The sequence below is a fragment of the Arenimonas aestuarii genome (assembly GCF_054781715.1).
Genome location: NZ_BAAGTW010000004.1, coordinates 1 through 25,609 on the forward strand (window position 1 = coordinate 1; position 25,609 = coordinate 25,609).

38 protein-coding genes are annotated in these 25,609 nt (G+C 65.6%); 35 read left to right on the forward strand and 3 right to left on the reverse strand.

Annotated elements, in window-relative coordinates; translation table 11 throughout:
* From ACYVJH_RS00740 to ACYVJH_RS00885, 30 genes are all read left to right on the forward strand, one after another.
* Positions 1 to 127: EF-Tu C-terminal domain-related protein (locus tag ACYVJH_RS00740; protein WP_460452766.1), on the forward strand; the 127-nt coding region annotated here is incomplete at its 5' end.
* Between the two features lie 251 nt (positions 128 to 378).
* Positions 379 to 690, forward strand: a complete 312-nt coding sequence (rpsJ, locus tag ACYVJH_RS00745) for a 30S ribosomal protein S10 (protein WP_188663085.1) — start codon at positions 379 to 381, stop codon at positions 688 to 690.
* A gap of 10 nt (positions 691 to 700) precedes the next feature.
* Positions 701 to 1,348 carry a 50S ribosomal protein L3 gene (rplC, locus tag ACYVJH_RS00750; RefSeq protein ID WP_460452768.1) on the forward strand — a complete coding sequence of 216 codons (648 nt, stop codon included), beginning with the start codon at positions 701 to 703 and terminating at the stop codon, positions 1,346 to 1,348.
* A gap of 11 nt (positions 1,349 to 1,359) precedes the next feature.
* Positions 1,360 to 1,962 (forward strand): 50S ribosomal protein L4, encoded by a 603-nt coding sequence (gene rplD / locus ACYVJH_RS00755; protein WP_460452769.1) that lies wholly within the window; start codon positions 1,360 to 1,362, stop codon positions 1,960 to 1,962.
* Complete coding sequence (gene rplW, locus ACYVJH_RS00760; RefSeq protein WP_188662906.1) at positions 1,959 to 2,255, forward strand: 50S ribosomal protein L23; 297 nt, start codon at positions 1,959 to 1,961, stop codon at positions 2,253 to 2,255. The genes rplD and rplW overlap by 4 nt, the downstream gene beginning before the upstream one ends.
* Positions 2,256 to 2,266: 11 nt before the next feature.
* Entirely contained in the window at positions 2,267 to 3,094 is an 828-nt protein-coding gene (rplB, locus tag ACYVJH_RS00765) for a 50S ribosomal protein L2 (protein WP_460452770.1), read from the forward strand.
* 6 nt (positions 3,095 to 3,100) lie between these two features.
* The gene (gene rpsS, locus ACYVJH_RS00770; RefSeq protein ID WP_034225563.1) at positions 3,101 to 3,370 is read left to right on the forward strand and encodes a 30S ribosomal protein S19; all 270 of its coding nucleotides are present in this window, start codon (positions 3,101 to 3,103) and stop codon (positions 3,368 to 3,370) included.
* Positions 3,371 to 3,382: 12 nt separating this feature from the next.
* On the forward strand, positions 3,383 to 3,718 hold the full coding sequence (gene rplV, locus ACYVJH_RS00775; protein WP_460452771.1) for a 50S ribosomal protein L22: 336 nt from the start codon (positions 3,383 to 3,385) through the stop codon (positions 3,716 to 3,718).
* A gap of 16 nt (positions 3,719 to 3,734) precedes the next feature.
* Complete coding sequence (rpsC, locus tag ACYVJH_RS00780; RefSeq protein WP_460452772.1) at positions 3,735 to 4,436, forward strand: 30S ribosomal protein S3; 702 nt, start codon at positions 3,735 to 3,737, stop codon at positions 4,434 to 4,436.
* Positions 4,437 to 4,442: 6 nt separating this feature from the next.
* Entirely contained in the window at positions 4,443 to 4,856 is a 414-nt protein-coding gene (gene rplP / locus ACYVJH_RS00785; RefSeq protein ID WP_188662902.1) for a 50S ribosomal protein L16, read from the forward strand.
* A 1-nt stretch (position 4,857) separates the two neighbouring features.
* A complete protein-coding gene (gene rpmC / locus ACYVJH_RS00790) occupies positions 4,858 to 5,043 on the forward strand; it encodes a 50S ribosomal protein L29 (RefSeq protein WP_034225569.1) in 186 nt (61 codons plus the stop codon).
* Between the two features lie 9 nt (positions 5,044 to 5,052).
* Entirely contained in the window at positions 5,053 to 5,316 is a 264-nt protein-coding gene (gene rpsQ, locus ACYVJH_RS00795; protein ID WP_460452773.1) for a 30S ribosomal protein S17, read from the forward strand.
* 13 nt (positions 5,317 to 5,329) lie between these two features.
* Positions 5,330 to 5,698 (forward strand): 50S ribosomal protein L14, encoded by a 369-nt coding sequence (rplN, locus tag ACYVJH_RS00800; RefSeq protein ID WP_034225573.1) that lies wholly within the window; start codon positions 5,330 to 5,332, stop codon positions 5,696 to 5,698.
* A gap of 14 nt (positions 5,699 to 5,712) precedes the next feature.
* A complete protein-coding gene (gene rplX, locus ACYVJH_RS00805) occupies positions 5,713 to 6,027 on the forward strand; it encodes a 50S ribosomal protein L24 (RefSeq protein WP_188662898.1) in 315 nt (104 codons plus the stop codon).
* An 11-nt stretch (positions 6,028 to 6,038) separates the two neighbouring features.
* The gene (gene rplE, locus ACYVJH_RS00810) at positions 6,039 to 6,578 is read left to right on the forward strand and encodes a 50S ribosomal protein L5 (protein ID WP_460452774.1); all 540 of its coding nucleotides are present in this window, start codon (positions 6,039 to 6,041) and stop codon (positions 6,576 to 6,578) included.
* An 18-nt stretch (positions 6,579 to 6,596) separates the two neighbouring features.
* On the forward strand, positions 6,597 to 6,902 hold the full coding sequence (rpsN, locus tag ACYVJH_RS00815; RefSeq protein ID WP_188662894.1) for a 30S ribosomal protein S14: 306 nt from the start codon (positions 6,597 to 6,599) through the stop codon (positions 6,900 to 6,902).
* 69 nt (positions 6,903 to 6,971) lie between these two features.
* A complete protein-coding gene (gene rpsH / locus ACYVJH_RS00820; protein WP_188662892.1) occupies positions 6,972 to 7,367 on the forward strand; it encodes a 30S ribosomal protein S8 in 396 nt (131 codons plus the stop codon).
* 12 nt (positions 7,368 to 7,379) lie between these two features.
* Positions 7,380 to 7,907 (forward strand): 50S ribosomal protein L6, encoded by a 528-nt coding sequence (gene rplF / locus ACYVJH_RS00825; protein ID WP_460452775.1) that lies wholly within the window; start codon positions 7,380 to 7,382, stop codon positions 7,905 to 7,907.
* 32 nt (positions 7,908 to 7,939) lie between these two features.
* Positions 7,940 to 8,293: a 50S ribosomal protein L18 gene (rplR, locus tag ACYVJH_RS00830; protein ID WP_188662888.1), complete on the forward strand. Its 354-nt coding sequence runs from the start codon at positions 7,940 to 7,942 to the stop codon at positions 8,291 to 8,293.
* A gap of 93 nt (positions 8,294 to 8,386) precedes the next feature.
* On the forward strand, positions 8,387 to 8,908 hold the full coding sequence (rpsE, locus tag ACYVJH_RS00835; protein ID WP_460452776.1) for a 30S ribosomal protein S5: 522 nt from the start codon (positions 8,387 to 8,389) through the stop codon (positions 8,906 to 8,908).
* Positions 8,901 to 9,083, forward strand: a complete 183-nt coding sequence (rpmD, locus tag ACYVJH_RS00840) for a 50S ribosomal protein L30 (protein ID WP_034225585.1) — start codon at positions 8,901 to 8,903, stop codon at positions 9,081 to 9,083. Before rpsE ends, rpmD begins: the two co-directional genes overlap by 8 nt.
* Positions 9,084 to 9,103: 20 nt before the next feature.
* The gene (rplO, locus tag ACYVJH_RS00845; RefSeq protein WP_188662883.1) at positions 9,104 to 9,541 is read left to right on the forward strand and encodes a 50S ribosomal protein L15; all 438 of its coding nucleotides are present in this window, start codon (positions 9,104 to 9,106) and stop codon (positions 9,539 to 9,541) included.
* Positions 9,542 to 9,545: 4 nt separating this feature from the next.
* Positions 9,546 to 10,916 carry a preprotein translocase subunit SecY gene (secY, locus tag ACYVJH_RS00850; RefSeq protein ID WP_460452777.1) on the forward strand — a complete coding sequence of 457 codons (1,371 nt, stop codon included), beginning with the start codon at positions 9,546 to 9,548 and terminating at the stop codon, positions 10,914 to 10,916.
* Positions 10,917 to 11,166: 250 nt separating this feature from the next.
* Complete coding sequence (gene rpsM / locus ACYVJH_RS00855) at positions 11,167 to 11,523, forward strand: 30S ribosomal protein S13 (RefSeq protein WP_460452778.1); 357 nt, start codon at positions 11,167 to 11,169, stop codon at positions 11,521 to 11,523.
* A 12-nt stretch (positions 11,524 to 11,535) separates the two neighbouring features.
* Entirely contained in the window at positions 11,536 to 11,925 is a 390-nt protein-coding gene (rpsK, locus tag ACYVJH_RS00860) for a 30S ribosomal protein S11 (protein ID WP_188662876.1), read from the forward strand.
* 23 nt (positions 11,926 to 11,948) lie between these two features.
* Positions 11,949 to 12,578, forward strand: coding sequence for a 30S ribosomal protein S4 (gene rpsD, locus ACYVJH_RS00865; protein ID WP_460452779.1), 630 nt, complete (start codon positions 11,949 to 11,951; stop codon positions 12,576 to 12,578).
* Positions 12,579 to 12,601: 23 nt separating this feature from the next.
* Complete coding sequence (locus ACYVJH_RS00870) at positions 12,602 to 13,597, forward strand: DNA-directed RNA polymerase subunit alpha (protein ID WP_188662872.1); 996 nt, start codon at positions 12,602 to 12,604, stop codon at positions 13,595 to 13,597.
* Positions 13,598 to 13,627: 30 nt separating this feature from the next.
* Complete coding sequence (gene rplQ, locus ACYVJH_RS00875) at positions 13,628 to 14,011, forward strand: 50S ribosomal protein L17 (protein ID WP_188662869.1); 384 nt, start codon at positions 13,628 to 13,630, stop codon at positions 14,009 to 14,011.
* Positions 14,012 to 14,152: 141 nt separating this feature from the next.
* Positions 14,153 to 14,662: a disulfide bond formation protein B gene (locus ACYVJH_RS00880; RefSeq protein WP_460452780.1), complete on the forward strand. Its 510-nt coding sequence runs from the start codon at positions 14,153 to 14,155 to the stop codon at positions 14,660 to 14,662.
* 105 nt (positions 14,663 to 14,767) lie between these two features.
* Positions 14,768 to 16,162, forward strand: coding sequence for a class II 3-deoxy-7-phosphoheptulonate synthase (locus ACYVJH_RS00885; protein WP_460452781.1), 1,395 nt, complete (start codon positions 14,768 to 14,770; stop codon positions 16,160 to 16,162).
* Positions 16,163 to 16,177: 15 nt separating this feature from the next.
* On the opposite strand, the gene ACYVJH_RS00890 is transcribed toward ACYVJH_RS00885, so the two are convergent.
* The 3 genes from ACYVJH_RS00890 to typA all read right to left on the reverse strand — a co-directional run bounded on the left by ACYVJH_RS00890 (position 16,178) and on the right by typA (position 20,536).
* Entirely contained in the window at positions 16,178 to 17,773 is a 1,596-nt protein-coding gene (locus ACYVJH_RS00890; RefSeq protein ID WP_460452782.1) for an amidase, read from the reverse strand.
* A 70-nt stretch (positions 17,774 to 17,843) separates the two neighbouring features.
* Entirely contained in the window at positions 17,844 to 18,542 is a 699-nt protein-coding gene (locus tag ACYVJH_RS00895; RefSeq protein ID WP_460452783.1) for an outer membrane beta-barrel protein, read from the reverse strand.
* A gap of 152 nt (positions 18,543 to 18,694) precedes the next feature.
* Positions 18,695 to 20,536, reverse strand: coding sequence for a translational GTPase TypA (typA, locus tag ACYVJH_RS00900; RefSeq protein ID WP_460452784.1), 1,842 nt, complete (start codon positions 20,534 to 20,536; stop codon positions 18,695 to 18,697).
* Positions 20,537 to 20,697: 161 nt separating this feature from the next.
* Here typA and ACYVJH_RS00905 point away from each other — a divergent pair, with 161 nt between their 5' ends.
* From ACYVJH_RS00905 to prpC, 5 genes are all read left to right on the forward strand, one after another.
* Positions 20,698 to 21,204 (forward strand): peptidylprolyl isomerase, encoded by a 507-nt coding sequence (locus tag ACYVJH_RS00905; protein ID WP_460452785.1) that lies wholly within the window; start codon positions 20,698 to 20,700, stop codon positions 21,202 to 21,204.
* 99 nt (positions 21,205 to 21,303) lie between these two features.
* Positions 21,304 to 22,503, forward strand: coding sequence for an aminotransferase class I/II-fold pyridoxal phosphate-dependent enzyme (locus ACYVJH_RS00910; RefSeq protein ID WP_460452786.1), 1,200 nt, complete (start codon positions 21,304 to 21,306; stop codon positions 22,501 to 22,503).
* 9 nt (positions 22,504 to 22,512) lie between these two features.
* The gene (locus ACYVJH_RS00915; protein ID WP_460452787.1) at positions 22,513 to 23,496 is read left to right on the forward strand and encodes a malate dehydrogenase; all 984 of its coding nucleotides are present in this window, start codon (positions 22,513 to 22,515) and stop codon (positions 23,494 to 23,496) included.
* Between the two features lie 53 nt (positions 23,497 to 23,549).
* Positions 23,550 to 24,437 carry a methylisocitrate lyase gene (gene prpB, locus ACYVJH_RS00920; protein ID WP_460452788.1) on the forward strand — a complete coding sequence of 296 codons (888 nt, stop codon included), beginning with the start codon at positions 23,550 to 23,552 and terminating at the stop codon, positions 24,435 to 24,437.
* Positions 24,438 to 24,451: 14 nt separating this feature from the next.
* Positions 24,452 to 25,600: a bifunctional 2-methylcitrate synthase/citrate synthase gene (gene prpC / locus ACYVJH_RS00925; protein ID WP_460452789.1), complete on the forward strand. Its 1,149-nt coding sequence runs from the start codon at positions 24,452 to 24,454 to the stop codon at positions 25,598 to 25,600.
* Positions 25,601 to 25,609 lie beyond the last annotated feature (9 nt).

Here is a 25,609-nt window from a genome sequence, read left to right on the forward strand (position 1 = left end):
GGGCGACAACGTGAAGATGGTGGTCACCCTGATCGCCCCGATCGCGATGGACGAAGGCCTGCGTTTCGCGATCCGCGAGGGCGGCCGCACCGTCGGCGCCGGCGTGGTTGCGAAGATCATCAAGTAAGCCTATAATCCCGCTGCTAAGCCGCCCCCCAGGGTGGCCCGACATACGAAATGAGGGGCAGGACGCCCCTCGTGTTCGCGCCCAGGACGGGCGAAGCCAGTGAAAAACGACTTGTTTGACAGGTCCGTTTAACACAGGCTATACTTTTCGGCTCGGTGGACCAGAAACGGTCCGCCGAGCTTGTTTTCCACGGGAACCAGGGCCAATGGCCCCTGATTCCGACGCTCTTTACCGTTTTGAAGGACATCGCCATGGCGGACCAGAAGATCCGGATTCGGCTCAAGGCCTACGATCATCGCCTGATTGATCGCTCGGCTTCCGAAATCGTGGAGACGGCCAAGCGGACCGGCGCGCAGGTGCGCGGCCCGATCCCGCTGCCGACCAAGATCGAACGTTTTACCGTGCTGGTGTCGCCGCACGTCGACAAGGACGCGCGCGACCAGTACGAGACCCGCACCCACAAGCGTGTGCTGGACATCGTCGACCCCAATGACAAGACCGTGGACGCGCTCATGAAGCTCGAGCTCGCGGCCGGCGTCGACGTCCAGATCAAGCTGACCTGAGGCCACTGCCATGACGACCAAAAATATTGGAATCGTGGGCCGCAAGGCGGGCATGAGCCGCATGTTCACCGAGGATGGTCGTTCCATCCCGGTGACCGTGATCGAGGCCAGCCCGAATCGCATCACCCAGATCAAGACCAACGAAACCGACGGCTACACCGCCGTGCAGGTTACCGCCGGCAACAAGCGCGCGCGCCTGGTGAACAAGCCGCTGTCGGGCCACTTCGCCAAGGCGAAGGTCGAAGCCGGCCGTGGCCTGTGGGAATTCCGCATCGCCGACGAGGACGCGGGCAACTACGAAGTGGGCGGCGAGATCAAGGCCGACATCTTCGAAGTGGGCCAGCTGGTCGACGTTGCCGGCGTGACCAAGGGCAAGGGCTTCCAGGGCACCATCAAGCGCTACAACTTCAAGATGGGCGACGCTACCCACGGTAACTCGCTGTCGCACCGTTCGCCGGGTTCCATCGGCCAGCGCCAGACCCCGGGCCGCGTTTTCCCGGGCAAGAAGATGGCCGGCCACATGGGCGCCGAGCGCCAGAGCATGCAGAACCTGGAAGTGGTCAAGGTCGACGCCGAGCGCGGCCTGATCGCGGTCAAGGGTTCCGTCCCCGGTGCGCCGGGTGGCGACGTCGTCGTCCGCCCCGCGAGCAAAGGTTGAGGAGTTAGATAATGGAACTCGCCGTCATTGGAAGCGGTAAGGCGCTGTCGGTTTCCGACGCCGTCTTCGGCCGCGAATTCAGCGAGGATCTGGTGCACCAGGTGGTTGTTGCTTTCCGCAACGCCGGCCGGTCTGGCACCAAGGCCCAGCTGACCCGCTCGGAAGTGCGGGGCACGACCAAGAAGTTCAAGAAGCAGAAGGGTGGTGGCGCGCGTCACGGCGACTACCGCGCCCCGATCTTCATCGGTGGTGGCGTTACCTTCGCCGCCAAGCCGCGCAGCTTCGCCCAGAAGGTGAACCGCAAGATGTACCGTGCGGCCATCTGCGCCATCATCTCCGAGCTCATCCGCCAGGATCGCCTGAAGATCGTCGAGAAGTTCGAAATCGACGAGCCCAAGACCAAGACCCTGATTGCCAAGCTCAGCGAGATGGGTTTCGACCACCCGCTGATCGTCACCGAAGACGCCACCGAGGCCCTGTACCTGGCCGCCCGCAACCTGCCGTACGTCGAGGTTCGTGACGTGCAGGGGCTGGATCCGGTCGCGCTGGTCGGTGCCCGCAACGTGATCATGACCGCCGACGCGGTCAAGAAGGTCGAGGAGTGGCTGGCATGAACGAGATCAAGATCCTCAGCATCCTGCGTGCCCCCCGCGTGTCCGAAAAGACCGCGCGCATCCAGGAGCAGAGCAACCAGTACGTCTTCGAAGTCGCGACCACCGCGACCAAGGCCGACGTCAAGGCCGCCGTCGAATCGCTCTTCAGCGTCAAGGTTGAAGGCGTCAACGTGGTCAACGTCAAGGGCAAGCAGAAGTCCTTCCGCAACCGAGCCGGCCGCCGTGGCGACTGGCGCAAAGCTTACGTTCGCCTGGCCGAAGGCCAGACGATCGACGTAATGGCAAAGGCCTGAGGTAAGTACCCATGGCACTACAGACTTTCAAGCCGACTTCGCCTGGCCGCCGCGCCATGGTGCGCGTTTCCACCGCTGGCCTGCACAAGGGCGGCCCGCTGGAATCGCTGGTCGAGAAGAAGAGCAAGACCGGTGGTCGTAACAACCACGGTCGCATCACCACCCGTCACATCGGTGGTGGCCACAAGCAGCATTACCGCATCATCGACTTCAAGCGCGACAAGGAAGGTATTCCCGCCCGCGTCGAACGCCTGGAGTACGATCCCAACCGCACCGCGCACATCGCGCTGCTGTGCTATGCCGACGGCGAGCGCCGCTACATCATCGCTCCCAAGGGCCTGGCCAATGGCGACCAGGTGATCGCGGGCAAGGATGCGCCGATCAAGACCGGCAACAGCCTTCCGCTGCGCAACATGCCGGTGGGTTCGACCGTGCATTGCATCGAGATGAAGCCGGGCAAGGGTGCCCAGCTGGCCCGCGCCGCTGGCGCCGGTGCCCAGCTGATCTCCCGCGACGGCGGCTACGCCACCCTGCGCCTTCGCTCCGGCGAAATGCGCAAGGTGCCGGCCGACTGCCGCGCCACCATCGGTGAAGTCGGCAACGTCGAGCACAATCTCGAAAAGCTTGGCAAGGCCGGTGCGAAGCGCTGGCGCGGTGTCAAGCCGACCGTCCGCGGCGCCGCCATGAACCCCGTCGACCATCCGCACGGTGGTGGCGAGGCGAAGGCTGGCCAGGGCAACCCGCATCCGGTGTCCCCGTGGGGCACGCCGGCCAAGGGTTACAAGACGCGCAAGAACAAGCGCACCCAGAAGTTCATCGTGCGCGATCGCAGGGGTTGATAGGCCATGGCACGTTCTCTTAAGAAAGGTCCCTTCATCGACCACCACCTCGTCAAGAAGGTGGAGGCCGCACAGGGCAGCAGCAAGAAGCCGATCAAGACCTGGTCGCGTCGTTCCATGGTCTCGCCGGACATGGTGGGTCTCACCATCGCCATCCACAATGGCAAGGTGCATATCCCCGTGCTCGTGAACGAGAACATGGTGGGCCACAAGCTCGGCGAGTTCGCCCTGACCCGGACCTTCAAGGGTCACGTCGGCGACAAGAAGTCGAAGTAAGGAGATATGACAGTGGAAGCCAAAGCCATTCTCCGCACGGCCCGGATCTCGCCGCAGAAGGCCCGCCTGGTCGCTGACCAGGTCCGTGGCATGCCGGTGGCCCGCGCCGCCGACCTGCTGCAGTTCTCGGACAAGAAGGCCGCCCAGATGATCCGCAAGGTCCTCTGGAGCGCCATCTCGAATGCCGAAAACAACCTCGGCGCTGACATTGACGAGCTCAAGGTTTCGACCATCATGGTCGACGAGGGCCCTGTCCTGAAGCGTTTCATGGCCCGCGCCAAGGGCCGCGGCACCCGCATCCTCAAGCGCACCAGCCACATCACTGTGGTTGTGGGCTCGGGCAAGTAAGGCAGGGACGACGAATATGGGTCACAAAGTTCATCCGACCGGAATCCGCCTCGGCATCGCCAAGGATTGGAATTCCAAGTGGTTCGCCAACAAGCGCGACTACGCCCAGTACCTGGTTGCCGACCTCAAGGTCCGCCTGATGCTGCGCAAGAAGCTCGCCCAGGCCGGCATCTCGAAGATCCTGATCGAGCGTCCGTCCAAGAGCGCCCGCGTCACCATCCACTCGGCTCGTCCGGGCGTGGTGATCGGCAAGCGCGGCGAAGACATCGAGAAGCTGCGCAAGGAAGTCTCGACCATCATGGGCGTCCCGGCGCACATCAACGTGTCCGAGGTCCGCAAGCCGGAACTCGACGCGCAGCTGGTCGCCGAGTCCATTGCCCAGCAGCTCGAGCGTCGCATCATGTTCCGCCGCGCGATGAAGCGCGCCGTCGGCAACTCGATGCGCCTGGGTGCCCTGGGCATCAAGGTCAACGTCGCCGGCCGCCTCAACGGCGCCGAGATCGCGCGTTCGGAGTGGTACCGCGAGGGCCGCGTGCCCCTGCATACCCTGCGAGCCGACATCGACTACGGCTTCGCCGAGGCCCTGACCACGTACGGAATCATCGGCGTGAAGGTCTGGATCTACAAGGGCGAGGTCTTTGACTTCAGCCAGGTCGGCCAGGAAAAGGCGGAAGAGCGCTCCGAGCGCCCGTCCCGTCCGGCCAAGGAAGCGAGGTAATCCGCCATGCTGCAACCTAAGCGAACCAAGTACCGCAAGGTATTCAAGGGCCGTAACGACGGCCTGAGCTGGAACGGCGCCGCCGTCAGCTTCGGCGAGTTCGGCCTCAAGGCCACCTCGCACGGCCAGCTGACCGCGCGTCAGATCGAAGCGGCCCGCCGCTCGATCAGCCGCTACGTCAAGCGCGGCGGCAAGATGTGGATCCGCGTGTTCCCGGACAAGCCGATCACCAAGAAGCCGATCGAAGTGCGAATGGGTGCCGGTAAGGGCAACGTCGAGTACTGGGTCGCCCAGATCGCTCCCGGCCGCATGATTTACGAGATCGAGGGCGTTGACGAAGCGACCGCGCGCGAGGCGTTCCGCCTGGCGGCCGCGAAGCTCTCGGTCACCACCACTTTCGTGACCCGGACGGTGCGTTGATATGGAACTCAAGGAACTGCGTTCGAAGTCTGAGACCGAGCTGAAGGCCCACCTGCTGGACCTGCACAAGGAACAGTTTGCCCTGCGCATGCAGAAGGCGACTGGGCAGCTGGGCCAGCCCCACAACATCAAGCGGGTCCGTCGCGAAATTGCGCAGACGATGACCCTGCTGACCCAGAAGAAGTAAGGGCGAGCTATGAGCGAGAATGCGAACCAGCTGCGCACGGTCGAAGGCCGCGTTGTCAGCAACAAAATGAACAAGTCCGTGACGATCCTCGTGGAGCGCCAGGTCAAGCACCCCCTGTACGGCAAGTACATCCGGCGCTCGACCAAGCTGCACGCCCACGACGAGGAAAACACCTGCAACGAGGGCGATGTCGTCCGCGTGAGCGAGTGCCGTCCGCTGTCGAAGACCAAAAACTGGCGCGTGGTGGAAATCATCACGCGCGCCGTGAAGTAAGGAGGCCAGATCCATGATCCAGGTACAGAGCTACCTCGACGCCGCCGACAATTCCGGCGCCAAGGAAATGATGTGCATCAAGGTGCTCGGCGGCTCCAAGCGTCGCTACGCGCACATTGGTGACATCATCAAGGTCACCGTCAAGGACGCGATCCCGCGCGGCAAGGTCAAGAAGGGCGAGGTCTACGACGCGGTCGTGGTCCGTACCCGTTCTGGCGTGCGCCGCCCCGACGGTTCGCTGATCCGCTTCGACGGCAACGCCGCCGTCCTGCTCAACAACAAGCAGGAGCCGATCGGCACCCGCATCTTCGGGCCCGTGACCCGTGAACTTCGTTCCGAGAAGTTCATGAAGATCGTGTCGCTCGCTCCCGAAGTGATCTGAGGGAAGGAACAGACATGAACCGTATTCGCAAGGGCGACCAGGTGATCATCATCGCCGGTGCCGACAAGGGCAAGAAGGGTGAGGTTGTGCGCGTGGCCGGCGACAAGGTCGTCGTCCAGAACGTCAACATCATCAAGCGCCACACCAAGCCGAACCCGCAGGCCAATGTCGCCGGCGGGATCATCGAGCGTGAGGCGCCGATCCACGTTTCCAACGTGATGCTGTTCAACCAGGCCTCGGGCAAGGGTGAACGCATTGGTTTCAAGGTGCTCGAGGATGGACGCAAAGTGCGTGTGTTCCGCTCGAGCAATGAGGCGGTTGACGCCTAAGGAATGATGTCATGACCCGGCTTGAGAATTTCTACAAAGAAACCGTCGTCCCGAAGCTTGTTGAAAAGTTCGGCTACGAGAACATCATGCAGGTGCCCCGCATCTCGAAGATCACGCTGAACATGGGCGTGGGCGAGGCCGTGGGCAACAAGAAGATCCTGGAAAATGCCGTCGCCGACATGACCAAGATCGCGGGCCAGAAGCCGATCACCACCAACGCTCGCGTTTCGGTGGCCAGCTTCAAGATCCGCGACGGTTGGCCGATTGGCGCCAAGGTGACCCTGCGCCGGGCCAAGATGTACGAATTCCTGGATCGCCTGATCAACGTGTCGCTGCCGCGCGTCCGCGACTTCCGTGGCGTTTCGCCGCGTTCGTTCGACGGTCGTGGCAACTACAACATGGGCGTCAAGGAACAGATCATCTTCCCCGAGATCGATTACGACGCGGTGGACGCCATGCGAGGCATGGACATCGCCATCACCACGACGGCGAAGACCAACGAAGAAGCCAAGGCGCTGCTCGAGGCCTTCAGCTTCCCGTTCCGCAGCTAAGACCAAGGACCCATACAAATGGCCAAGACGTCTATGGTGAACCGCGACATCAAGCGCAAGAAGCTTGTCGCCAAGTACGCCGCCAAGCGCGAGGAACTCAAGAAGGTCCTCGCCGACCAGTCCGCCTCCTACGAGGAGAAGATGGACGCCTCCACCAAGCTGCAGAAGCTGCCGCGCGACTCGAGCCCGAGCCGCGTGACCAACCGCTGTGAGCTGACCGGCCGCGCCCGCGGCGTGTACCAAAAGTTCGGCCTTGGCCGCAACAAGCTGCGCGAAGCCACCATGCGTGGCGACGTGCCCGGCCTGCGCAAGGCCAGCTGGTAATCGCCTGTCCCCCTCGGGGGACTCGCGGATATCGGTGCTCCCAACACCTGGATTACAAGGTAATAGAACATGAGCATGACTGATCCCATTGCCGACATGCTGGTGCGTATCAAGAACGCACTCGCCGTCGGTAAGCCGCAGGTTTCCATGCCTGCCTCCAAGATGAAGCTGGCCATTGCCAACGTGCTGAAGTCCGAGGGTTACATCGGGGAATTCCGCGTGAACGGCGAGGGCGCCAAGGCCAAGCTGGAAATCTCCCTGAAGTACTACGAGGGCAAGCCGGTGATCGAGCGCCTTGAGCGCGTCTCCCGGTCCGGCCTGCGTAAGTACAAGGGCAAGAACGACCTGCCGAAGGTGCTCGCCGGCCTCGGCGTCGCCATCATCTCCACCTCCCAGGGTCTGATGACCGATCGCCAGGCCCGCGCTGCGGGCGTGGGCGGCGAAGTCATCTGCCTCGTGGCTTAAGGAGACAGACCCATGTCCCGCGTTGCCAAGAAGCCGATCACCCTGCCCAAGGGCGTCGAGTTCACTGTTTCCAATGACCAGGTGACCGTCAAGGGTCCGAAGGGCACCCTGGTCCTGGCCAAGCCCGCCGGCGTCGAGTTCAAGCTCGAAGACGGCGTGCTGCAGCTGTCGGCCGCCGAGGCCGCCAACGTCCCGATGGCCGGCACCGCCCGTGCCATCGTGGCCAACATGGTCACCGGCGTGTCCGAGGGTTTCTCCCGCAAGCTCGAGCTGGTCGGCGTGGGTTACCGCGCCGCCATGGCGGGCAAGGACCTCAACCTCAGCCTGGGCTTTTCGCACCCGGTCGTGTTCCAGGCGCCCGAGGGCGTCACCCTGGCCACCCCGACCCAGACCGAGATCCTGGTCACCGGTGCCGACAAGCAGCAGGTGGGCGAGGTCGCGGCCAAGATCCGCGCCTTCCGCAAGCCCGAGCCCTACAAGGGCAAGGGCATCCGCTACTCCGGCGAAAAGATCATCATGAAGGAAGCCAAGAAGGCCTGATGGGCTCTTCAGCTTTCCAAAGGTAAAAGACCATGGACAAGAACATCGCTCGCCTCCGTCGCGCCAAGACCACGCGCTCGCACATCCGCAAGCTCGGCGTCGCCCGCCTGTCCGTGCTGCGCACGGGCCAGCACATCTATGCCCAGCTGTTCTCGGCCGATGGCTCCAAGGTGCTGGCTGCCGCCTCCACCGTGCAGGCCGACGTGCGCGAAGGCCTCAAGGGCAACAAGAACATGGAGGCCGCCGCCAAGGTGGGCCGCACCATCGCTGAAAAGGCGAAGGCCGCGGGCATCGAGAAGGTTGCCTTCGACCGTTCCGGTTACCGCTACCACGGCCGCATCAAGGCCCTGGCAGACGCCGCCCGCGAGGGTGGCCTGCAGTTCTAAGCCCGACCGGCCTTTGGCCAACCGGGCTTGGGTTTTCCAGATCCAACCACAACCATAAGCGGCCATAGGTCGTAAGCAAACCCAGGAATCCACATGAGCAGCAACGATCGCAATCGCCACAGGGACGACAGCGACGACGGCTTCATCGAGAAGCTGGTCGCCGTCAACCGCGTGTCCAAGACCGTCAAGGGCGGTCGCCAGTTCACCTTCACCGCGCTGACCGTCGTCGGCGACGGCGCCGGCAAGGTCGGCTTCGGTTACGGCAAGGCCCGCGAGGTCCCGGTCGCCATCCAGAAGTCGATGGAGTACGCCCGCAAGTCGATGGTCAACGTCGACCTGGACAACGGCACCCTGTTCCACCCGGTCAAGGCCAACCATGGCGCTGCCCGCGTGTACATGCAGCCGGCGTCCGAGGGTACCGGCGTGATCGCCGGTGGTGCCATGCGCGCCGTGCTCGAAGCCGTGGGCGTCAAGAACGTCCTGGCCAAGGCCGTCGGTTCGCGCAACCCGATCAACCTGGTGCGCGCCACCGTCAAGGGCCTGGCCGCGACCCAGTCGCCGGCCCGCATCGCCGCCAAGCGTGGCAAGAAGATCGAGGAGATCCTCAATGGCTGACAAGACCGTCAAGGTTCGCCTGGTGAAGGGCCTTCGTGGCTGCCAGGCCCGCCACCGTCTTTCCGTGAAGGCCCTTGGCCTGAACAAGATCAATGATGTCCGCGAGCTCAAGGACTCCCCGTCCGTGCGCGGCCTGATCAACCAGGTGCATTACCTGGTTCGCGTCGAGTCCTGAGCGAGCCAAGGAGAACCCATATGAAGCTCAATACTCTCAAGCCCGCCGACGGCGCCCGCAAGGATCGCGTCCGCGTTGGTCGCGGCATCGGTTCCGGCCTCGGCAAGACCGCGGGTCGCGGCCACAAGGGCTCGTTCGCGCGCTCGGGCAAGGGCAAGATCAAGGCCGGCTTCGAAGGCGGCCAGATGCCGATGTACAAGCGTCTGCCCAAGGTCGGCTTCCGTTCGAAGATCAAGAACGACACCGCCGAAGTCATGCTCTACAAGCTCGACATGCTCGAGGCCGGCGAGATCGATTTCGCCGCGCTGCGCGCCGCCAAGCTGGTTCCGGCGAACGCCAAGCAGGCCAAGGTCGTCAAGAAGGGCGAAGTGGGCAAGAAGTTCGTGCTCAAGGGCCTGCTGGCCACCGCCGGTGCCAAGGCCGCCATCGAGGCTGCCGGCGGCAGCGTGACGGAGTAAGGCATTGGCTCAGTCCCCTTCAGCTTCCGCCCTGGGTGGGCTCGGTAAATTCACCGAGCTCCGCCAGCGCCTGGTGTTCGTACTCCTTGCGCTGATCGTCTACCGCATCGGCAGCTACATCCCGGTGCCGGGTATCGATCCGCAGCGGATGCTGGAACTGATGGAAAGCCAGCAGGGCACCATCGTGGACATGTTCAACATGTTCTCCGGTGGTGCGCTGAACCGCTTCAGCCTGTTCGCGCTCAACGTCATCCCGTACATCTCGTCCTCGATCATCGTGCAGCTGATGGGCCAGATCTACGAGCCCTGGAAGGCGATGAAGAAGGAAGGCGAGTCCGGTCGCCGCAAGCTGACCCAGTACTCCCGCTATGGCGCGGTGCTGCTGGCCATCGTGCAGGCCGGCTCCATCGCCTCGATGCTGCAGCAGCAGTCGGGTGTCGTGTACAACCCCGGCCCGGCGTTCGTCTTCACCGCCATCGTGGCCCTGACCGCCGGCACCATCTTCCTGATGTGGCTGGGCGAGCAGATCACCGAGCGCGGCGTCGGCAACGGCATCTCGCTGATCATCTTCGCGGGCATCGTGGCCAGCCTGCCGGGCGCCGTCTTCGGCACCCTGCAGCAGGTCGCCAACAATGAAATCAGCGCCTTCGCCATCCTGGTGATCGCCGCGCTGGTGCTGGGCGTCACCTACTTCGTGGTGTTCATGGAGCGCGGCCAGCGCCGCATCACCGTGAACTACGCGCGTCGCCAGGGTGGCCGCCAGGCCTACATGAACCAGAGCTCGCACCTGCCGCTGAAGCTGAACATGGCGGGCGTGATCCCGGCGATCTTCGCCTCCAGCCTGATCATGTTCCCGGCGACCATGGTCCAGTGGTTCGGCCAGGGCGCGGCCCCGACCGGCGAAGGCTGGCGCGACCAGCTCAACCTGTTCCTGCAGAACCTCAGCCAGGCCCTGGCCCCGAGCGAGCCGCTGCACATGCTGCTCTACGGCGCCATGATCATGGGCTTCGCCTTCTTCTACACGGCGCTGGTGTTCAATTCGCAGGAAACGGCCGACAACCTCAAGAAGTCCGGCGCCCTGGTGCCGGGCATCCGGCCGGGCAAGGCCACCGCCGACTACATCGACGGCGTGCTGACCCGGCTTACCCTGATCGGCTCGATCTATCTCGTTCTGGTCTGCCTGCTGCCCGAGTTCATCCGGATGTTCTGGCAGGTCCCGTTCTACTTCGGCGGCACCTCGCTGCTGATCGTCGTGGTGGTGGTCATGGACTTCACGGCCCAGGTGCAGGCGCACCTGATGTCCCACCAGTACGAAGGCCTGATGAAGAAGGCCAACTTGAAGGGTGGTTCCCGCGGCGGCCTCGCCCGCAGCTGAGGGACCACGACAATGGGCGGTCCGCGCGGCAGCTTGGCGCGCGGATGAACCAGCCCCCCGTCCCTGCGCTGGAGTAGCGCGGGGCGCCCGGACCGGCAACGGGAAGGGCAGGGGAGGTTCGTCGCCGGAGCATGGGCACACTCCCCATGCCGGGGTTCTCGGGCCATTTGGCCCGGGGGCTTACAACTAGACCCAAGCTAAGGTATTATTTCCGATTCACTGCGCTCAATTTAGTTTTGGAGAACGCCTGATGGCGCGCATCGCGGGTGTCAACCTGCCTGTCCAGAAGCATGTCTGGGTAGGCCTACAGAGTATCTTTGGCATCGGCCGTACCCGGTCGAAGCTCATTTGCGTGGCGGCTGAAGTCGCCCCGTCCACCAAGATCCGGGACCTGTCCGAGCCTGAAGTCGAGCGCATCCGCGCCGAAGTGGCTAAGTACATCGTCGAGGGCGACCTGCGTCGTGAGGTCGGCATGTCGATCAAGCGCCTGATGGACCTGGGCTGCTATCGCGGCCTGCGCCATCGTCGTGGCTTGCCGATGCGCGGCCAGCGCACCCGTACCAATGCCCGCACCCGCAAGGGTCCGCGCAAAGCCATCAAGAAGTAAGGACCTGGCCCCATGAATAAGCCGGCAACCAAAACGAAGAAGAAGATCAAGCGGGTCGTCACCGACGGCATCGCCCACGTCCATGCTTCCTTCAACAACACCATCGTCACCATCACCGATCGCCAGGGTAATGCGCTGTCGTGGGCGACCTCGGGTGGCGCGGGCTTCCGCGGTTCCCGCAAGTCGACCCCGTTCGCTGCCCAGGTGGCCGCCGAGAAGGCCGGCAAGGTCGCGCTCGACTACGGCGTGAAAACGCTTGAAGTGCGCATCAAGGGCCCCGGCCCGGGCCGCGAGTCGGCCGTGCGTTCGCTCAACGCCTGCGGCTACAAGATCACCAACATCATCGACGTCACCCCGATCCCGCACAACGGGTGCCGGCCGCCGAAGAAGCGCCGCGTCTAACACGGGAACAGGAGACTAATACAATGGCTCGTTACATCGGTCCCACCTGTAAGCTCGCCCGCCGCGAAGGCGCCGACCTCTCCCTGAAGTCGCCGGCTCGCGCGATCGACTCGAAGTGCAAGCTGGAGCAAAAGCCCGGCCAGCACGGCGCGGTCGCCAAGCGCGGCAAGCTTTCCGACTACGCCAACCAGCTGCGTGAAAAGCAGAAGGTGAAGCGTATCTACGGTCTGCTCGAGAAGCAGTTCCGCAACTACTACAAGAAAGCCTCGACCAAGAAGGGCAACACCGGCGAGACCCTGCTGCAGATGCTCGAGCAGCGGCTCGACAACGTCGTGTACCGCATGGGCTTCGCAGTGACGCGCCCGCAGGCGCGCCAGCTGGTGTCGCACAAGGGCGTGCTGGTGAACGGCAAGGCCGTCAACCTGCCGTCCTACCAGGTCAAGGCCGGCGACAACATCGCGTTGACCGAGCGTGCCCAGAAGCACCTCAACGTCCAGGAAGCCGTGAACCTCTCCCAGCAGATGGACCTCGTCCCGAGCTGGTGCGAAGTCGACGCCAAGAAGTTCGCCGGCGTTTTCAAGGCCATCCCGGATCGTGCGGACCTGCCCTCGGACATCAATGAAGCGCTGATCGTCGAGCTGTACTCGAAGTAATCCCTCCAGGAGACACCTTGACCATGACGGTTACCGCCACCCAGGTGCTGCGCCCCCGCGGCCCGCACATCGAACGCCTCGGTTCCAACCGCGCCAAGGTGGTCATCGAGCCGCTTGAGCGCGGCTACGGCCACACGCTGGGCAATGCCCTGCGTCGCGTCCTGCTGTCCTCGATCCCCGGCTTCGCGATCACCGAAGTCGAGATCGACGGCGTGCTCCACGAGTACACCACCGTCGAAGGGCTGCAGGAGGACGTGCTCGAAGTCCTTCTCAACCTCAAGGACGTGGCCATCCGCATGCACAACGTGGACCACACCACGCTGTCGCTGCAGAAGAAGGGCCCGGGCGTCGTCACCGCCGGCGACATCAAGACCGACCACAACGTCGAGATCATCAATCCCGACCACGTGATCTGCACCCTGACCAAGGACACGGCGCTGAACATGCGCCTGAAGATCGAGCGCGGTTTCGGCTACCAGCCGGCCGCCGATCGCCGCCGCCCGGACGAAGAGTCCCGTGCGATCGGTCGCCTTGTTCTGGATGCCACGTTCTCGCCGGTCCGCCGCGTCGCCTACGCCGTCGAGGCGGCCCGCGTCGAACAGCGCACCGACCTGGACAAGCTGGTCCTTGAAATCGAAACCAACGGCACGATCGACGCCGAGGACGCCATCCGCACGGCCGCCGATATCCTCACCGACCAGCTGTCGGTGTTCGGCGACTTCACCCAGCGCGAACGTGGTCCGGCGAAGGCCTCGACCACGGGCGTGGATCCGGTGCTGTTGCGCCCGATCGACGACCTCGAACTGACCGTGCGTTCGGCCAATTGCCTCAAGGCCGAGAACATCTACTACATCGGCGACCTGATCCAGCGCACCGAGGTCGAGCTGCTCAAGACCCCGAACCTGGGCAAGAAGTCGCTCACCGAGATCAAGGAAGTGCTTGCCCAGCGCGGCCTTTCCCTCGGGATGAAGCTGGAGAACTGGCCGCCGGCCGGCCTGCAGCAGGGCATGCTGGGCTGAGGCCCGGAATTCACTTAAGGAAACACGACCATGCGCCACCAGAAATCCGGCCGCAAGTTCAGCCGCACCAGCGCCCATCGCGAAGCGATGTTCAGCAATATGGCTGCGTCCCTGATCAAGCACGAACTGATCCGCACCACCCTGCCCAAGGCCAAGGAATTGCGCCGGGTCGCCGAGCCGCTGATCACCATCGGCAAGATCGACGGCGTCGCCAACCGCCGCCTGGCCATGTCGCGCCTGCGTGACAAGGAAGCGGTGGGCAAGCTGTTCGTCGAACTCGGCCCGCGTTACCAGGCCCGCCCCGGCGGTTACCTGCGCATCCTCAAGTGCGGCTTCCGTCCGGGCGACAATGCCCCGATGGCCTATGTCGAACTGGTGGACCGCCCGCAGGCCGACGCCGAAGCCGCCGAATAAACCCGGCGCGCTGCAAGACACCCAGGACCCCGGCCCCGGCCGGGGTCCTGTGTTTTGAGCCACCGGAAACCCCGCCACGCTGAACTTCGCGCGGCCGGCGCGGTCGGTTAGGCTGTCCCCCTTGCCACGAAGTCGCCGCCGATGACCGCCAATCCTTTCGCCTGGACGTTCCGGGCCCAGTTCCTCACCGGTTTCGCCCTGTGCGTGTCGCTGCTGGCCTACGCGCTGTACGTGCAGTTCGGCATGCTGATGATGCCGTGCCCGCTGTGCATCCTTCAGCGCATCGCCTTTGCGGCCCTGGGCCTGGTATTCCTGGTCGGCGGCCTGCATGCCCCCAAGGGCAGGGTGGGTCGGGCGATTTATGGCCTGCTTGCCTTCATTCCCGCCGCCGCCGGCGCCGGCGTTGCCGCCCGCCACGTCTGGCTGCAGTCGCTGCCGCCCAGCGAAGTGCCGCTTTGCACCTCCATGGGCCTGGACTACATGATCGAGGCCATGGGCCCGATGAGCGCCCTGGCCAAGGTGCTGGAGGGTTCCGGCGAGTGCGCCAAGGTGGACTGGACCTTCCTCGGCCTGTCCATGCCGGCCTGGACCCTCGCCTGGTTCATCGGCCTGGCGCTCGGCGTGCTCTGGGCGGGTTTTCGCCGCCGCTGAGCTGTCCCTCCCGCCCGCGGTTCGCGCGGCCTGCACGGGGCGGTCGCGACCCCTGTGGCATGATGTTTCGCAGTACTCCCCACCCTTGGATTCCCTGGAAAACCGATGAGCTCCCCTGACCGCAGCCTGCAGACCGTCTCCGTCCCGTCCGACTGGACGCCGGCGGGTTGGCGCGCGCGGCCGGCCGCGCAGCAGCCGCGTTATCCGGACGACGCCGCGCTCGCCGAGGTGGTGGCCGAGCTCGGGCGCCTGCCGCCGCTGGTCACGTCCTGGGAGATCCTGTCGCTCAAGAAGCAGCTGGCCGAAGCCCAGGAGGGCAAGCGTTTCCTGCTGCAGGGCGGCGACTGCGCCGAGTCTTTCGCCGACTGCGAATCCGCGCTTGTCTCGAACCGCCTGAAGGTCCTGCTGCAGATGAGCCTGGTCCTGGTGCACGGGCTTCGCCTGCCGGTGGTGCGCGTGGGTCGTTTCGCCGGCCAGTACGCCAAGCCGCGTTCGGCCGACATGGAAGAACGCGACGGTGTTTCCCTGCCCAGTTACCGCGGCGACTTCATCAACCAGCCTGAGTTCACCGCCCAGGCGCGCGTGCCCGACCCGCGGCGCATGGTGAAGGGCCACGCCCGATCGGCGATGACGATGAATTTCGTCCGCGCGCTGATCGACGGCGGGTTCGCCGACCTGCACCACCCCGAATACTGGGACCTGGGCTGGGTCGGCCATTCGCCGCTGTCGGACGAGTACCGTCGCATGGTCGCCGCCGTCGGCGACGCGGTGCGCTTCATGGAAACCATTTCCGGCGACACCCTGCACAACCTCAACCGCGCCGACTTCTACACCTCGCACGAAGCCCTGCTGCTGCCCTACGAAGAAGCGCTTACCCGGCAGGTGCCGCGCCAGTGGGGCTGGTTCAACCTGTCAACGCATTTCCCGTGGATCGGGATGCGCACGGCGGCGCTGGACGGTGCCCACGTCGAATACTTCCGTGGCCTGCGCAACCCGGTGGCCGTGAAGATCGGCCCCTCGGTCACGCCCGACCAGCTGCTCAAGCTGGTGGACGTTCTCAACCCGTCCAACGAGCCGGGCAGGCTGGCGCTTATCCACCGCATGGGCGCGGCCCAGGTGGCCGGCAAGCTGCCGCCGCTGCTCGAGGCCGTGCGCCGCGAAGGCCATCGCGTGCTGTGGGTCTGCGACCCGATGCACGGCAATACCGAAAGCACCAGCAACGGCTACAAGACCCGCCGCTTCGACAACATCCGCGGCGAGCTCGAGTCCGCCTTCGACCTGCATGCGGCCGCCGGCACCCGCCTGGGCGGCGTGCACCTGGAGCTGACGGGCGAAAACGTCACGGAGTGCACCGGCGGCGCCCGCGAGCTGACCGACACCGACCTGGCCCGCGCTTATCGGTCCAGCGTCGATCCCCGCCTGAACTACGAGCAGTCCCTGGAAATCGCCATGCTGATCGTGCGCAAGCAGGCCAGCCTGGCGACGCCTGTCAGCGCCTGAGCCCTGGCGTCCCGGTCAGGGCGCCAGCGTTGGCGTGAAGGCCGGTGGGCGGCGCGCCCGGGTCGCCTGTTCGAAGGCGTAGGCCATGGCCAGCAGCTGGGCTTCCGACCAGGCCGGGCCCATGAAGGACAGTCCCAGCGGCAGGCCGTGCACGTCACCCATGGGCACCGTCACGCTCGGCGTGCCTGCGACTGCCGCGACGCCATAGCCAGCGCCGGTGAAGTGGTCGCCCAGCACCGGATCGGTCGGCCAGGCCGGGCCGGTGGTCGGGGCCACCACCGCGTCGAGCTGCTTTTCCCGCAGCAGGGCCAGCAATCCTTCTTCGCCCGCCAGCCGGCGGGCATTGGCGCGCGCCTCCAGGTAGGCGGCATCCGTGAGCGGCCCCTTGGCCAGCGCCTGTTCGAACAGTTCCTGGTCGAAAAAGGGCATGGCCCGCTCGGCATTGTCCCGGTTCCAGGCCACCAGGGCCTCGAGGGAAGCCACCGGCGCGCCGCTGTCGGCCAGGTAGGTGTCCAGGCCGTCCTTGAACTCGTGGAGCAGTACCTCGAACTCGGCGCCGCCCCACTGCCGCCAGGTGGCGATCTCCACCGGGTCCACGACCTCGGCGCCGGCGGCACGCAGTGCTTCGATGGCGCGCTCCGTGGCCGCGTCCACGTCCGGGTGGTAACCCATGGCCTGGCGCAGCACGCCGATGCGCTTGCCGACCAGGGCCTGCGGGTCCAGGCCGGCCAGGTAATCAGCCGACTTGCCTTCGGCGCGGGCGCCGGCCGGGTCGGCGGGATCGGGCGCGGCCAGCACCGTCAGCAGCGCCGCCGCGTCGGCGACGGTGCGCGCCATCGGCCCGGCGGTGTCCTGGGAAATCGAGATCGGGATGATGCCGTCGCGGCTGACCAGGCCAACGGTGGGCTTGAGCCCCACCAGGCCGTTCACCGCCGACGGGCACAGGATGCTGCCGTCGGTTTCCGTGCCCACGCCCACCGTCGCCAGGCTGGCGGCGATGGCCGCGCCGGTGCCGGCGCTGGAGCCACAGGGGTTTCGGTCGAGCACGTAGGGGTTGCGGGTCTGGCCACCGCGGCTGGACCAGCCCGAGGTCGACCGGGACGAGCGGAAGTTCGCCCACTCGCTCAGGTTGGTCTTGCCCAGCACCACCGCGCCGGCGGCGCGCAGGCGCGCCACCAGGAAGGCGTCGTCCGCGGGGCGGTGTTCGGCCAGGGCCAGCGAGCCGGCCGAGTTCACCAGGCCGGCCACGTCGATGTTGTCCTTGATCAGCACCGGGATGCCATGCAGGGGCCCGCGGACCTGGCCGGCAGTGCGCTCAGCGTCAAGGGTTTCGGCCTGGGCCAAGGCATCGGGCGCGAGTTCAATGACCGCGTTGAGCCGCGGTCCGGCATCATCGATGGCGGCAATGCGGTCCAGGTAGGCCTGGGTCAGCTGCCTTGAATCCAGCTCGCCCTTGGCCATGCGCCGGCCGGCTTCGGCCACGTCGAGCTCGATGACGTCGATGGCGGCGGCGTCACCGGCCGCTTCGCCCGCGTCAGCCGGGGCGCCTTCGCCGGATCGTTCGCAGGCCGCGAGCAGCAGCAGGACGGGCAGGGCGAGGGCAGGGCGCATGGCAGGCTCCGGGAAAGGTCTCCCGGAGTCTAGCCAAGGTCGGCGCAGGTCGCGTGAGGAAAGCGAACCCTCAGAACGCGTAGCGCACGCCCACGTTCACGGTGGTGATCTTGCCGAACTCGTAGCCGGCGACCAGGGCAAGGTCGGGCCGGAAGTACCAGCGGCCGTTCACGCCGACCAGGATGTCGGAGTCGAAGCTATCGGAGCCCTCGGGAGCGATCTCGCCGACCGGCGTATAGCGCAGGTGGCCCTGGAGCTGGATCGCGGGCGTCGCGGCCCAGGTCATGCCGATCTCGCCACCGATGCCGTTCCCGTCGACGTCAGTGTCGAGATTGAAACCGGCGACCTCGACGTCCTTGAACTCGGCGTTGTCGAAGCTGAGGCGGCCGTAGAGATCGACCTTGGGCGAGACCGGGTAGGCGTAACCGACACCGATGCGCCAGCGCACCACGTCGAACTCACCTTCGAAGGTGTCCGTGCCATCCCTGACCTCGAGTTCCTGGCTGGCCGATGAAAACTCGCCGAATACGTGCACGTTCTCACCGAACTGCCACGCGCCGCCGATGAAACCGCCGCCGCCGGCATCGGTTTCGAGCTCGGCCGTGCCGCCGGCGCCCGTGATCGTCCCGGAGTTCTCCACGTCGTTGACGAAGCTGGTGATGAAGCCGCCTTCGATATACATAAAGCCGGGATCCTGCGCCGCCGCAGCCGCCGGAATGCCCAGCGCGAGAGCTGCGGCAAGTGTGATCATCTTGTGACGAGTGGACATACGCTTGTACCGTTTCTGGGGGTTGGAAAATGTGGCCGGGAGCATGTGTGGGCACCCGTGAAACGAGCGTGAGAGCAGGGTCCGGGCGACAGCAGCCAAAAAAAACGCCCCGGAATCCCGGGGCGTTCTGATATCCGGCTGTCGGCGCGAAATCAGCCGCGCGACGCCTTCTTGCGGTCGTTCTCGGTGCGGTGCTTCTTGCGCAGGCGGATCGCGACCGGGGTGATCTCCACCAGTTCGTCGTCGTCGATGAACTCCAGGGCCTGCTCGAGCGAGAACTTGACCGGCGGGATCAGGCCTTCGTCCTTGTCGGTGCCCGAGGCGCGGAAGTTGGTGAGCTGCTTGCCGCGCAGGGCATTGACGGTGAGGTCGTTGTCCTTGGAGTGGATGCCGACGATCTGGCCTTCGTAGATTTCCTCGCCCGGCTCGACCATCAGGCGGCCGCGCTCCTGCATGGCGATCTGGGCATAGGCCGGCGACGGACCGGTACCGTTGGAGATCAGCACGCCGTTCTGGCGCTGGCCGATCTCGCCTTCCTGCTTCGGCGCGTAGTGGTCGAAGACGTGGAACAGCAGGCCGGTGCCGGCGGTGATGGTGCGGAACTCGGTCTGGAAGCCGATCAGGCCACGGGCGGGGATCAGGAAGTCGATGCGCACGCGACCCTTGCCGTCCGGCTCCATGTTCTGGAGGATCGCCTTGCGCTCGCCCAGGCGCTGCATCACGCCACCCTGGTACTGCTCCTCGAGGTCGACGACCAGCGACTCGAACGGCTCGGACTTCACGCCGTCGATGTCCTTGATGATCACTTCGGGGCGCGACACGGCCAGCTCGTAGCCTTCGCGGCGCATGGTTTCGATAAGGATCGACAGGTGCAGTTCGCCGCGGCCGCTGACCTTGAACTTGTCGGCGTCGGCGGTGTCCTCGACCTTGAGCGCGACGTTGTGCTGGGTCTCGCGCATCAGGCGGTCGCGCAGCTGGCGCGAGGTCAGGAACTTGCCGCCGCTGCGGTCCTTGTTGCCGGCGAAGGGCGAGTCGTTGACCTGGAAGGTCATGGAGATGGTGGGCTCGTCGACCGTGAGCACCGGCAGCTGCTCGGCGGCGCCGACGTCGCAGACGGTGTCGGAAATGCCCAGGCCTTCGATGCCGGAGATGGCGATGATGTCGCCGGCGCGCGCTTCCTTCACTTCATGGCGTTCCAGGCCCATGAAGCCGAGCACCTGCAGCACCTTGGCGTTGCGGACCTTGCCGTCGCGGGCAACCACGGTGACCTGCTGGTTGGTGCGGATGGTGCCGCGCTGGACGCGGCCCACGCCGATGATGCCGACGTAGTTGTTGTAGTCCAGCGAGGTGATGCGCATCTGGAACGGCCCATCCATGTCCACCGGCGGCGGCGCCACCTTGTCGACGATGGTCTGGAACAGCGGGGTCATGTCGCCCGAACGCACGGACTCGTCCATGCCGGCGTAGCCGTTGAGGCCCGAGGCGTAGACGGTGGTGAAGTCGAGCTGTTCGTCGGTCGCGCCCAGGCGGTCGAACAGGTCGAAGGTCTGGTTGAGCACCCAGTCCGGGCGCGCGCCGGGGCGGTCGACCTTGTTGATCACCACGATCGGCTTGAAGCCCATCGCGAAGGCCTTCTGGGTGACGAAGCGGGTCTGCGGCATCGGACCGTCCATCGCGTCCACCAGGATCAGCACCGAGTCCACCATCGACAGCACGCGCTCGACCTCACCGCCGAAGTCGGCGTGGCCCGGGGTGTCGACGATGTTGATGCGGTATTCCTGGCCGTCCGGCGCGGTCCAGCGGATCGCGGTGTTCTTCGAAAGGATGGTGATGCCACGTTCCTTTTCGATGTCGTTGCTGTCCATCGCGCGCTCGGCGAGCTGCTGGCGTTCGCCCAGGGTGTTGGACTGCTTGAGCAGCTGGTCGACCAGGGTGGTCTTGCCATGGTCGACGTGGGCGACGATGGCGATGTTGCGGAGCTTTTCGATGGACATGCGGATGGACGCCTGGTGGCGCGCTGCTCTTGGCTGAGGAAGCCGATGATTATAGCGGTAAACGCTACCTGAATGCCCGTTCAGGCGCCCGGCTTGCCGGCGTCCTGTGGCATCCTAGCCGGCCTGCCGGGACCCGCCCGGCCACCGCACCGGAGCCATCCATGTCCCTGACCGCCGTTTTCACCACCTCCCGCGGCCCGATCCGCGTCAAGCTGCACGACGACAAGGCGCCGCTGACCGTCGCCAACTTCGTCAACCTGGCCCAGCGCGGCTTCTACGACGGGCTCAGCTTCCACCGCGTCATCCCCGATTTCATGATCCAGGGCGGCTGCCCGCGCGGCACCGGCACCGGCAACCCGGGCTATCGCTTCGAGGACGAGTGCCGTCCGGAACTGCGCCACGACAAGCCGGGCGTGCTGTCGATGGCCAACGCCGGGCCGGGCACCAACGGCAGCCAGTTCTTCATCACCCACGTCGCCACGCCCTGGCTGGACGGCAAGCACACCGTCTTCGGCGAAGTGCTGGGCGCCGACGACCAGGCCGTGGTCGATGCCGTGCGCGGTGGCGACAAGATCGAAAGCCTGAAGATCGAAGGCGACACCGCCCCGCTGCTGGCCGCCCAGGCCGACCGCGTGGCCGAGTGGAACAAGGCGCTCGACGCCGCCTGAGCCGGGCCGGGAAGGGCGGCGGGGCAGGCGCCCCGGAAGGGCCGCGTGGTATCCTTCCGGGGTTTCCCAGCCCGCCACCCAGACCCCGCGAGGATCGTGATGCCCCAGCTCGCCAAGCGCATGGGCCGTGCCAAGCCCAGTGCCATCATGGCCGTCGCCGAAAAGGCAAAGAAGCTCAAGGCCGAAGGCCGTGACATCGTCAGCTTCTCCATCGGCGTACCCAACTTCCTGCCCGGCGCGCACGTCTACGCCGCCGCCCGCGAGGCGCTTGAAAAGGACAGCGGCCAGTACGGCTCGAACCGCGGTTCGGATGCCCTCCTGGACGCCTTCCTGCACCACCTCGACGGCCTGGGCCTGACCGGCTACACGCGCCTGAACTGCTCCACCGGCATCGGCGCCAAGCACATCCTTTACAACCTGGCCGAGGCCCTGCTCGACGAAGGCGACACCATCGCCTACGCGGTGCCGTACTGGACCACCTACGCCGACATCGCCGAAGTGCTGGACGCGAAGATCCTCGAGCTGCCGTGCCCGGCCAGCCAGGATTACAAGCTCACCCCGGCGCAGCTCGACGAAGCCCTGGCCACCAAGCCCAAGGTCTTCCTGTTCAACAACCCGAACAATCCGACCGGCATGGTCTACACCCGCGAGGAAATCGCGGCCCTGGCGGACGTCATCGCCAGGCACCCGGACACCTGGGTGATCACCGACGACATCTACAACACCATGGTGTTCGACGGCCTGGGCTACCACAACTTCGTGCAGGCCCGCCCCGAACTTCGCGAGCGCGTTGTGTTCGTGGATTCGCTGTCCAAGACCTACGGCATGCCGGGCTGGCGCGTCGGCTTCATGGCCGGCCCCGAGGTCGTGGCCAAGGCCGTCACGGTGCTCAACTCCACCCACATCACCAACCTGCCCGAGGTCGTCACCGCCGCCGCCGTGGCCGCGCTGACCGGTCCGCAGGACGTGCCCACCGGCAAGTGCGCCGAGTTCCAGGCCAAGCGCGACATGGTGGTGGACACCATGAACGCCATCCCGGGCGTCATCTGCCCGAAGCCGCAGGGTGCGTTCTACGTGTTCCCCGACATCAGCTGCGCCTTCGGCAAGTCGCACAAGGGCGTGAAGATCGCCAACGACGTCGATTTCTGCTCCGTGCTGCTCGAAACCAAGGGCGTGGCCTGCGTGCCGGGTTCGGCCTTCGGCGAGCCGCGCGCGCTGCGCATCAGCTACACCTGTCCGACCGAGCAGCTGCCCAAGGGCCTGCAGCGGATCCAGGAATTTTTCGCCGAACTTTCGTAAGGAGCCTCCATGAAAACCCCCGTCCGTGTTGCCGTCACCGGCGCCGCTGGCCAGATCGGCTATTCCCTGCTGTTCCGCATCGCCTCGGGCGAGATGCTGGGCAAGGACCAGCCGGTCATCCTGCAGATGCTGGAACTGCCGATGGAAAAAGCCCAGGCCGCGCTCAAGGGCGTGATGATGGAGCTCGAGGACTGCGCCTTCCCGCTGCTGGCCGGCATGGTCGGCACCGACGACCCGATGGTCGCCTTCAAGGACGCCGACGTGGCCCTGCTGGTCGGCGCCATGCCGCGCGGCCCGGGCATGGAGCGCAAGGACCTGCTGCTCAAGAACGCCGAGATCTTCACCGTGCAGGGCAAGGCCATCAACGCCGTCGCCTCGCGCGACATCAAGGTGCTGGTGGTCGGCAACCCGGCCAACACCAATGCCTACATCGCCATGAAGTCGGCGCCGGACATCAACCCGGGCAACTTCACCGCCATGCTGCGCCTGGACCATAACCGCGCGCTGTCGCAGCTGGCCATCAAGGCCGGCGTCGACGTGGCCGGCATCGAAAAGCTGGTCGTCTGGGGCAACCACAGCCCGACCATGTATCCGGACTACCGCTTCGCCACCGTCGCCGGCGGTTCGCTCAAGGACCGGATCGGCGACGAGGCCTGGAACCGCGAGACCTTCATCCCGAAGGTCGGCAAGCGCGGCGCCGCGATCATCGAGGCCCGTGGCCTGTCCTCGGCCGCGTCGGCCGCCAACGCCGCCATCGACCACATCCGCGACTGGTCGCTGGGCACCAACGGCAAGTGGACCACCATGGGCATCCCGTCCGACGGCAGCTACGGCATCCCGAAGGACGTGATCTATGGCTTCCCGGTGATCTGCAAGGACGGCAAGTACGAGATCGTGCAGGGCCTGGAGATCGACGAGTATTCGCGCTCGATGATGGACAAGACCCTGGCCGAGCTCGAGGAAGAGCGCGCGGGCGTCGCCCACCTGCTCTGATGACACAACGAAGGCGGCCCCCGGGGCCGCCTTCTTGCTTGAAGGTTCCGAGAATGACTGCAAACGACTCCGCCGGCGCGCGTTTCCGCGCCGCCGTCCAGGAAGAATCCCCGCTGCAGGTGATGGGCGCCATCACCGCCTATGCGGGCCTGATGGCCAAGCGTACGGGCTACAAGGCGCTGTACCTGTCGGGTGGCGGCGTCGCCGCGAATTCGCTGGGCATGCCGGACCTGGGCATCAGCACCATGGAAGACGTGTTGACCGACGCCCGGCGCATCGTCGAGGCGACCGGCATGCCGTTGCTGGTGGACATCGACACGGGCTGGGGCGGCGCCTTCAACATCGCTCGAACCATCCGCAATTTCCAGCGGGTCGGCGTTGCCGCCGTGCACATGGAAGACCAGGTCGGCCAGAAGCGCTGCGGCCACCGCCCCGGCAAGGAAGTGGTGTCGAAGCAGGAAATGGTCGACCGGGTGAAGACCGCCGTCGATGCGCGTACCGATGACGCGTTCGTGATCATGGCGCGCACCGACGCGGCCGCCGTCGAGGGACTGGACGGCGCGATCGAGCGCGCCGTCGCCTACGTCGAAGCCGGCGCCGACATGGTCTTCCCGGAAGCCATGCGTTCGCTCGATGACTACCGCAAGGTCAAGGCCGCGGTGAAGGTGCCGGTGCTGGCCAACCTCACCGAGTTCGGATCCACCCCGTTCTTCACCACCGATGAACTGCGCGACGCCGGCGTGGACATCGCGCTGTACTGCTGCGGCGCCTACCGGGCCATGAACAAGGCCGCGCTGCACTTCTACGAAACGGTGCGCCGCGAGGGCACCCAGAAAAACATCATCGACAGCCTGCAGACCCGCGACGAGCTGTACGACTTCCTGGGCTACCACGCCTACGAAGACAAGCTCGACCAACTGTTCTCGCAGAAAAAAGACTGAGCAAGGAGCACCGCATGAGCGACAACAACACCCTGCCCAAGCCGAAGAAATCGGTGGCCCTGAGCGGCACGCCCGCCGGCAACACCGCGCTGTGCACCGTCGGCCGCAGCGGCAACGACCTGCACTACCGCGGTTACGACATCAAGGACCTGGCCACCAAGGCCGGCTTCGAGGAAGTCGCCCACCTGCTGGTGCACGGCGCGCTGCCCACGGCCAGCCAGCTGGCCGCCTACAAGACCAAGCTCAAGCGCCTGCGCGGCCTGCCCGCCATCGTCACCGATGCGCTGGAACTGGTGCCGGCCAATGCCCACCCGATGGACGTGATGCGCACGGGCTGTTCGGTGCTGGGCACCGTGCTGCCGGAGCGCGAAGGCCACCCGGTGGCGGAGGCCCGCGACATCGCCGACCGGTTGATGGCCAGCTTTGGTTCGATGTTGCTGTATTGGTGGCACTTCACCCGCAATGGCCGCCGCATCGACGTTGAAACCGACGACGACACCATCGCCGGGCACTTCCTGCACCTGCTGCACGGCGAGCCGCCCAGCGCCTCGCATGCCGATGCGCTGGACAAGTCGCTGGTGCTCTACGCGGAACATGAGTTCAATGCCTCCACCTTCACCGCGCGCGTAATCGCCGGCACCGGCAGCGACATGTTCAGCTGCCTCACCGGCGCCATCGGCGCGCTGCGCGGCCCCAAGCACGGTGGCGCCAACGAAGTGGCGATGGACATCATCGCGCGCTATTCGAGCGCCGACGAGGCCGAGGCCGACATCCGCGCCCGGGTCGAGCGCAAGGAAATCGTCATCGGCTTCGGCCACCCGGTCTACACCGTCGGCGACCCGCGCAACCCGATCATCAAGGAAATCAGCCGAAAGCTGTGCAAGGAAGGCGGCAACCAGGTCCTGTTCGACGTCTCCGAGCGCATCGAGACGCTGATGATGGACATGAAGAAGATGTTCCCCAACCTCGACTGGTACAGCGCCTCGGCGTACCACATGATGGGCGTGCCGACCCCGATGTTCACCCCGCTGTTCGTCATCGCCCGCACCAGCGGCTGGTCGGCGCACGTCATCGAACAGCGCATCGACGGCAAGATCATCCGACCCAGCGCGAACTACACCGGTCCCGACGACCGCGACTTCGTGGCGATCGACAAGCGCTGATCCAGGCGC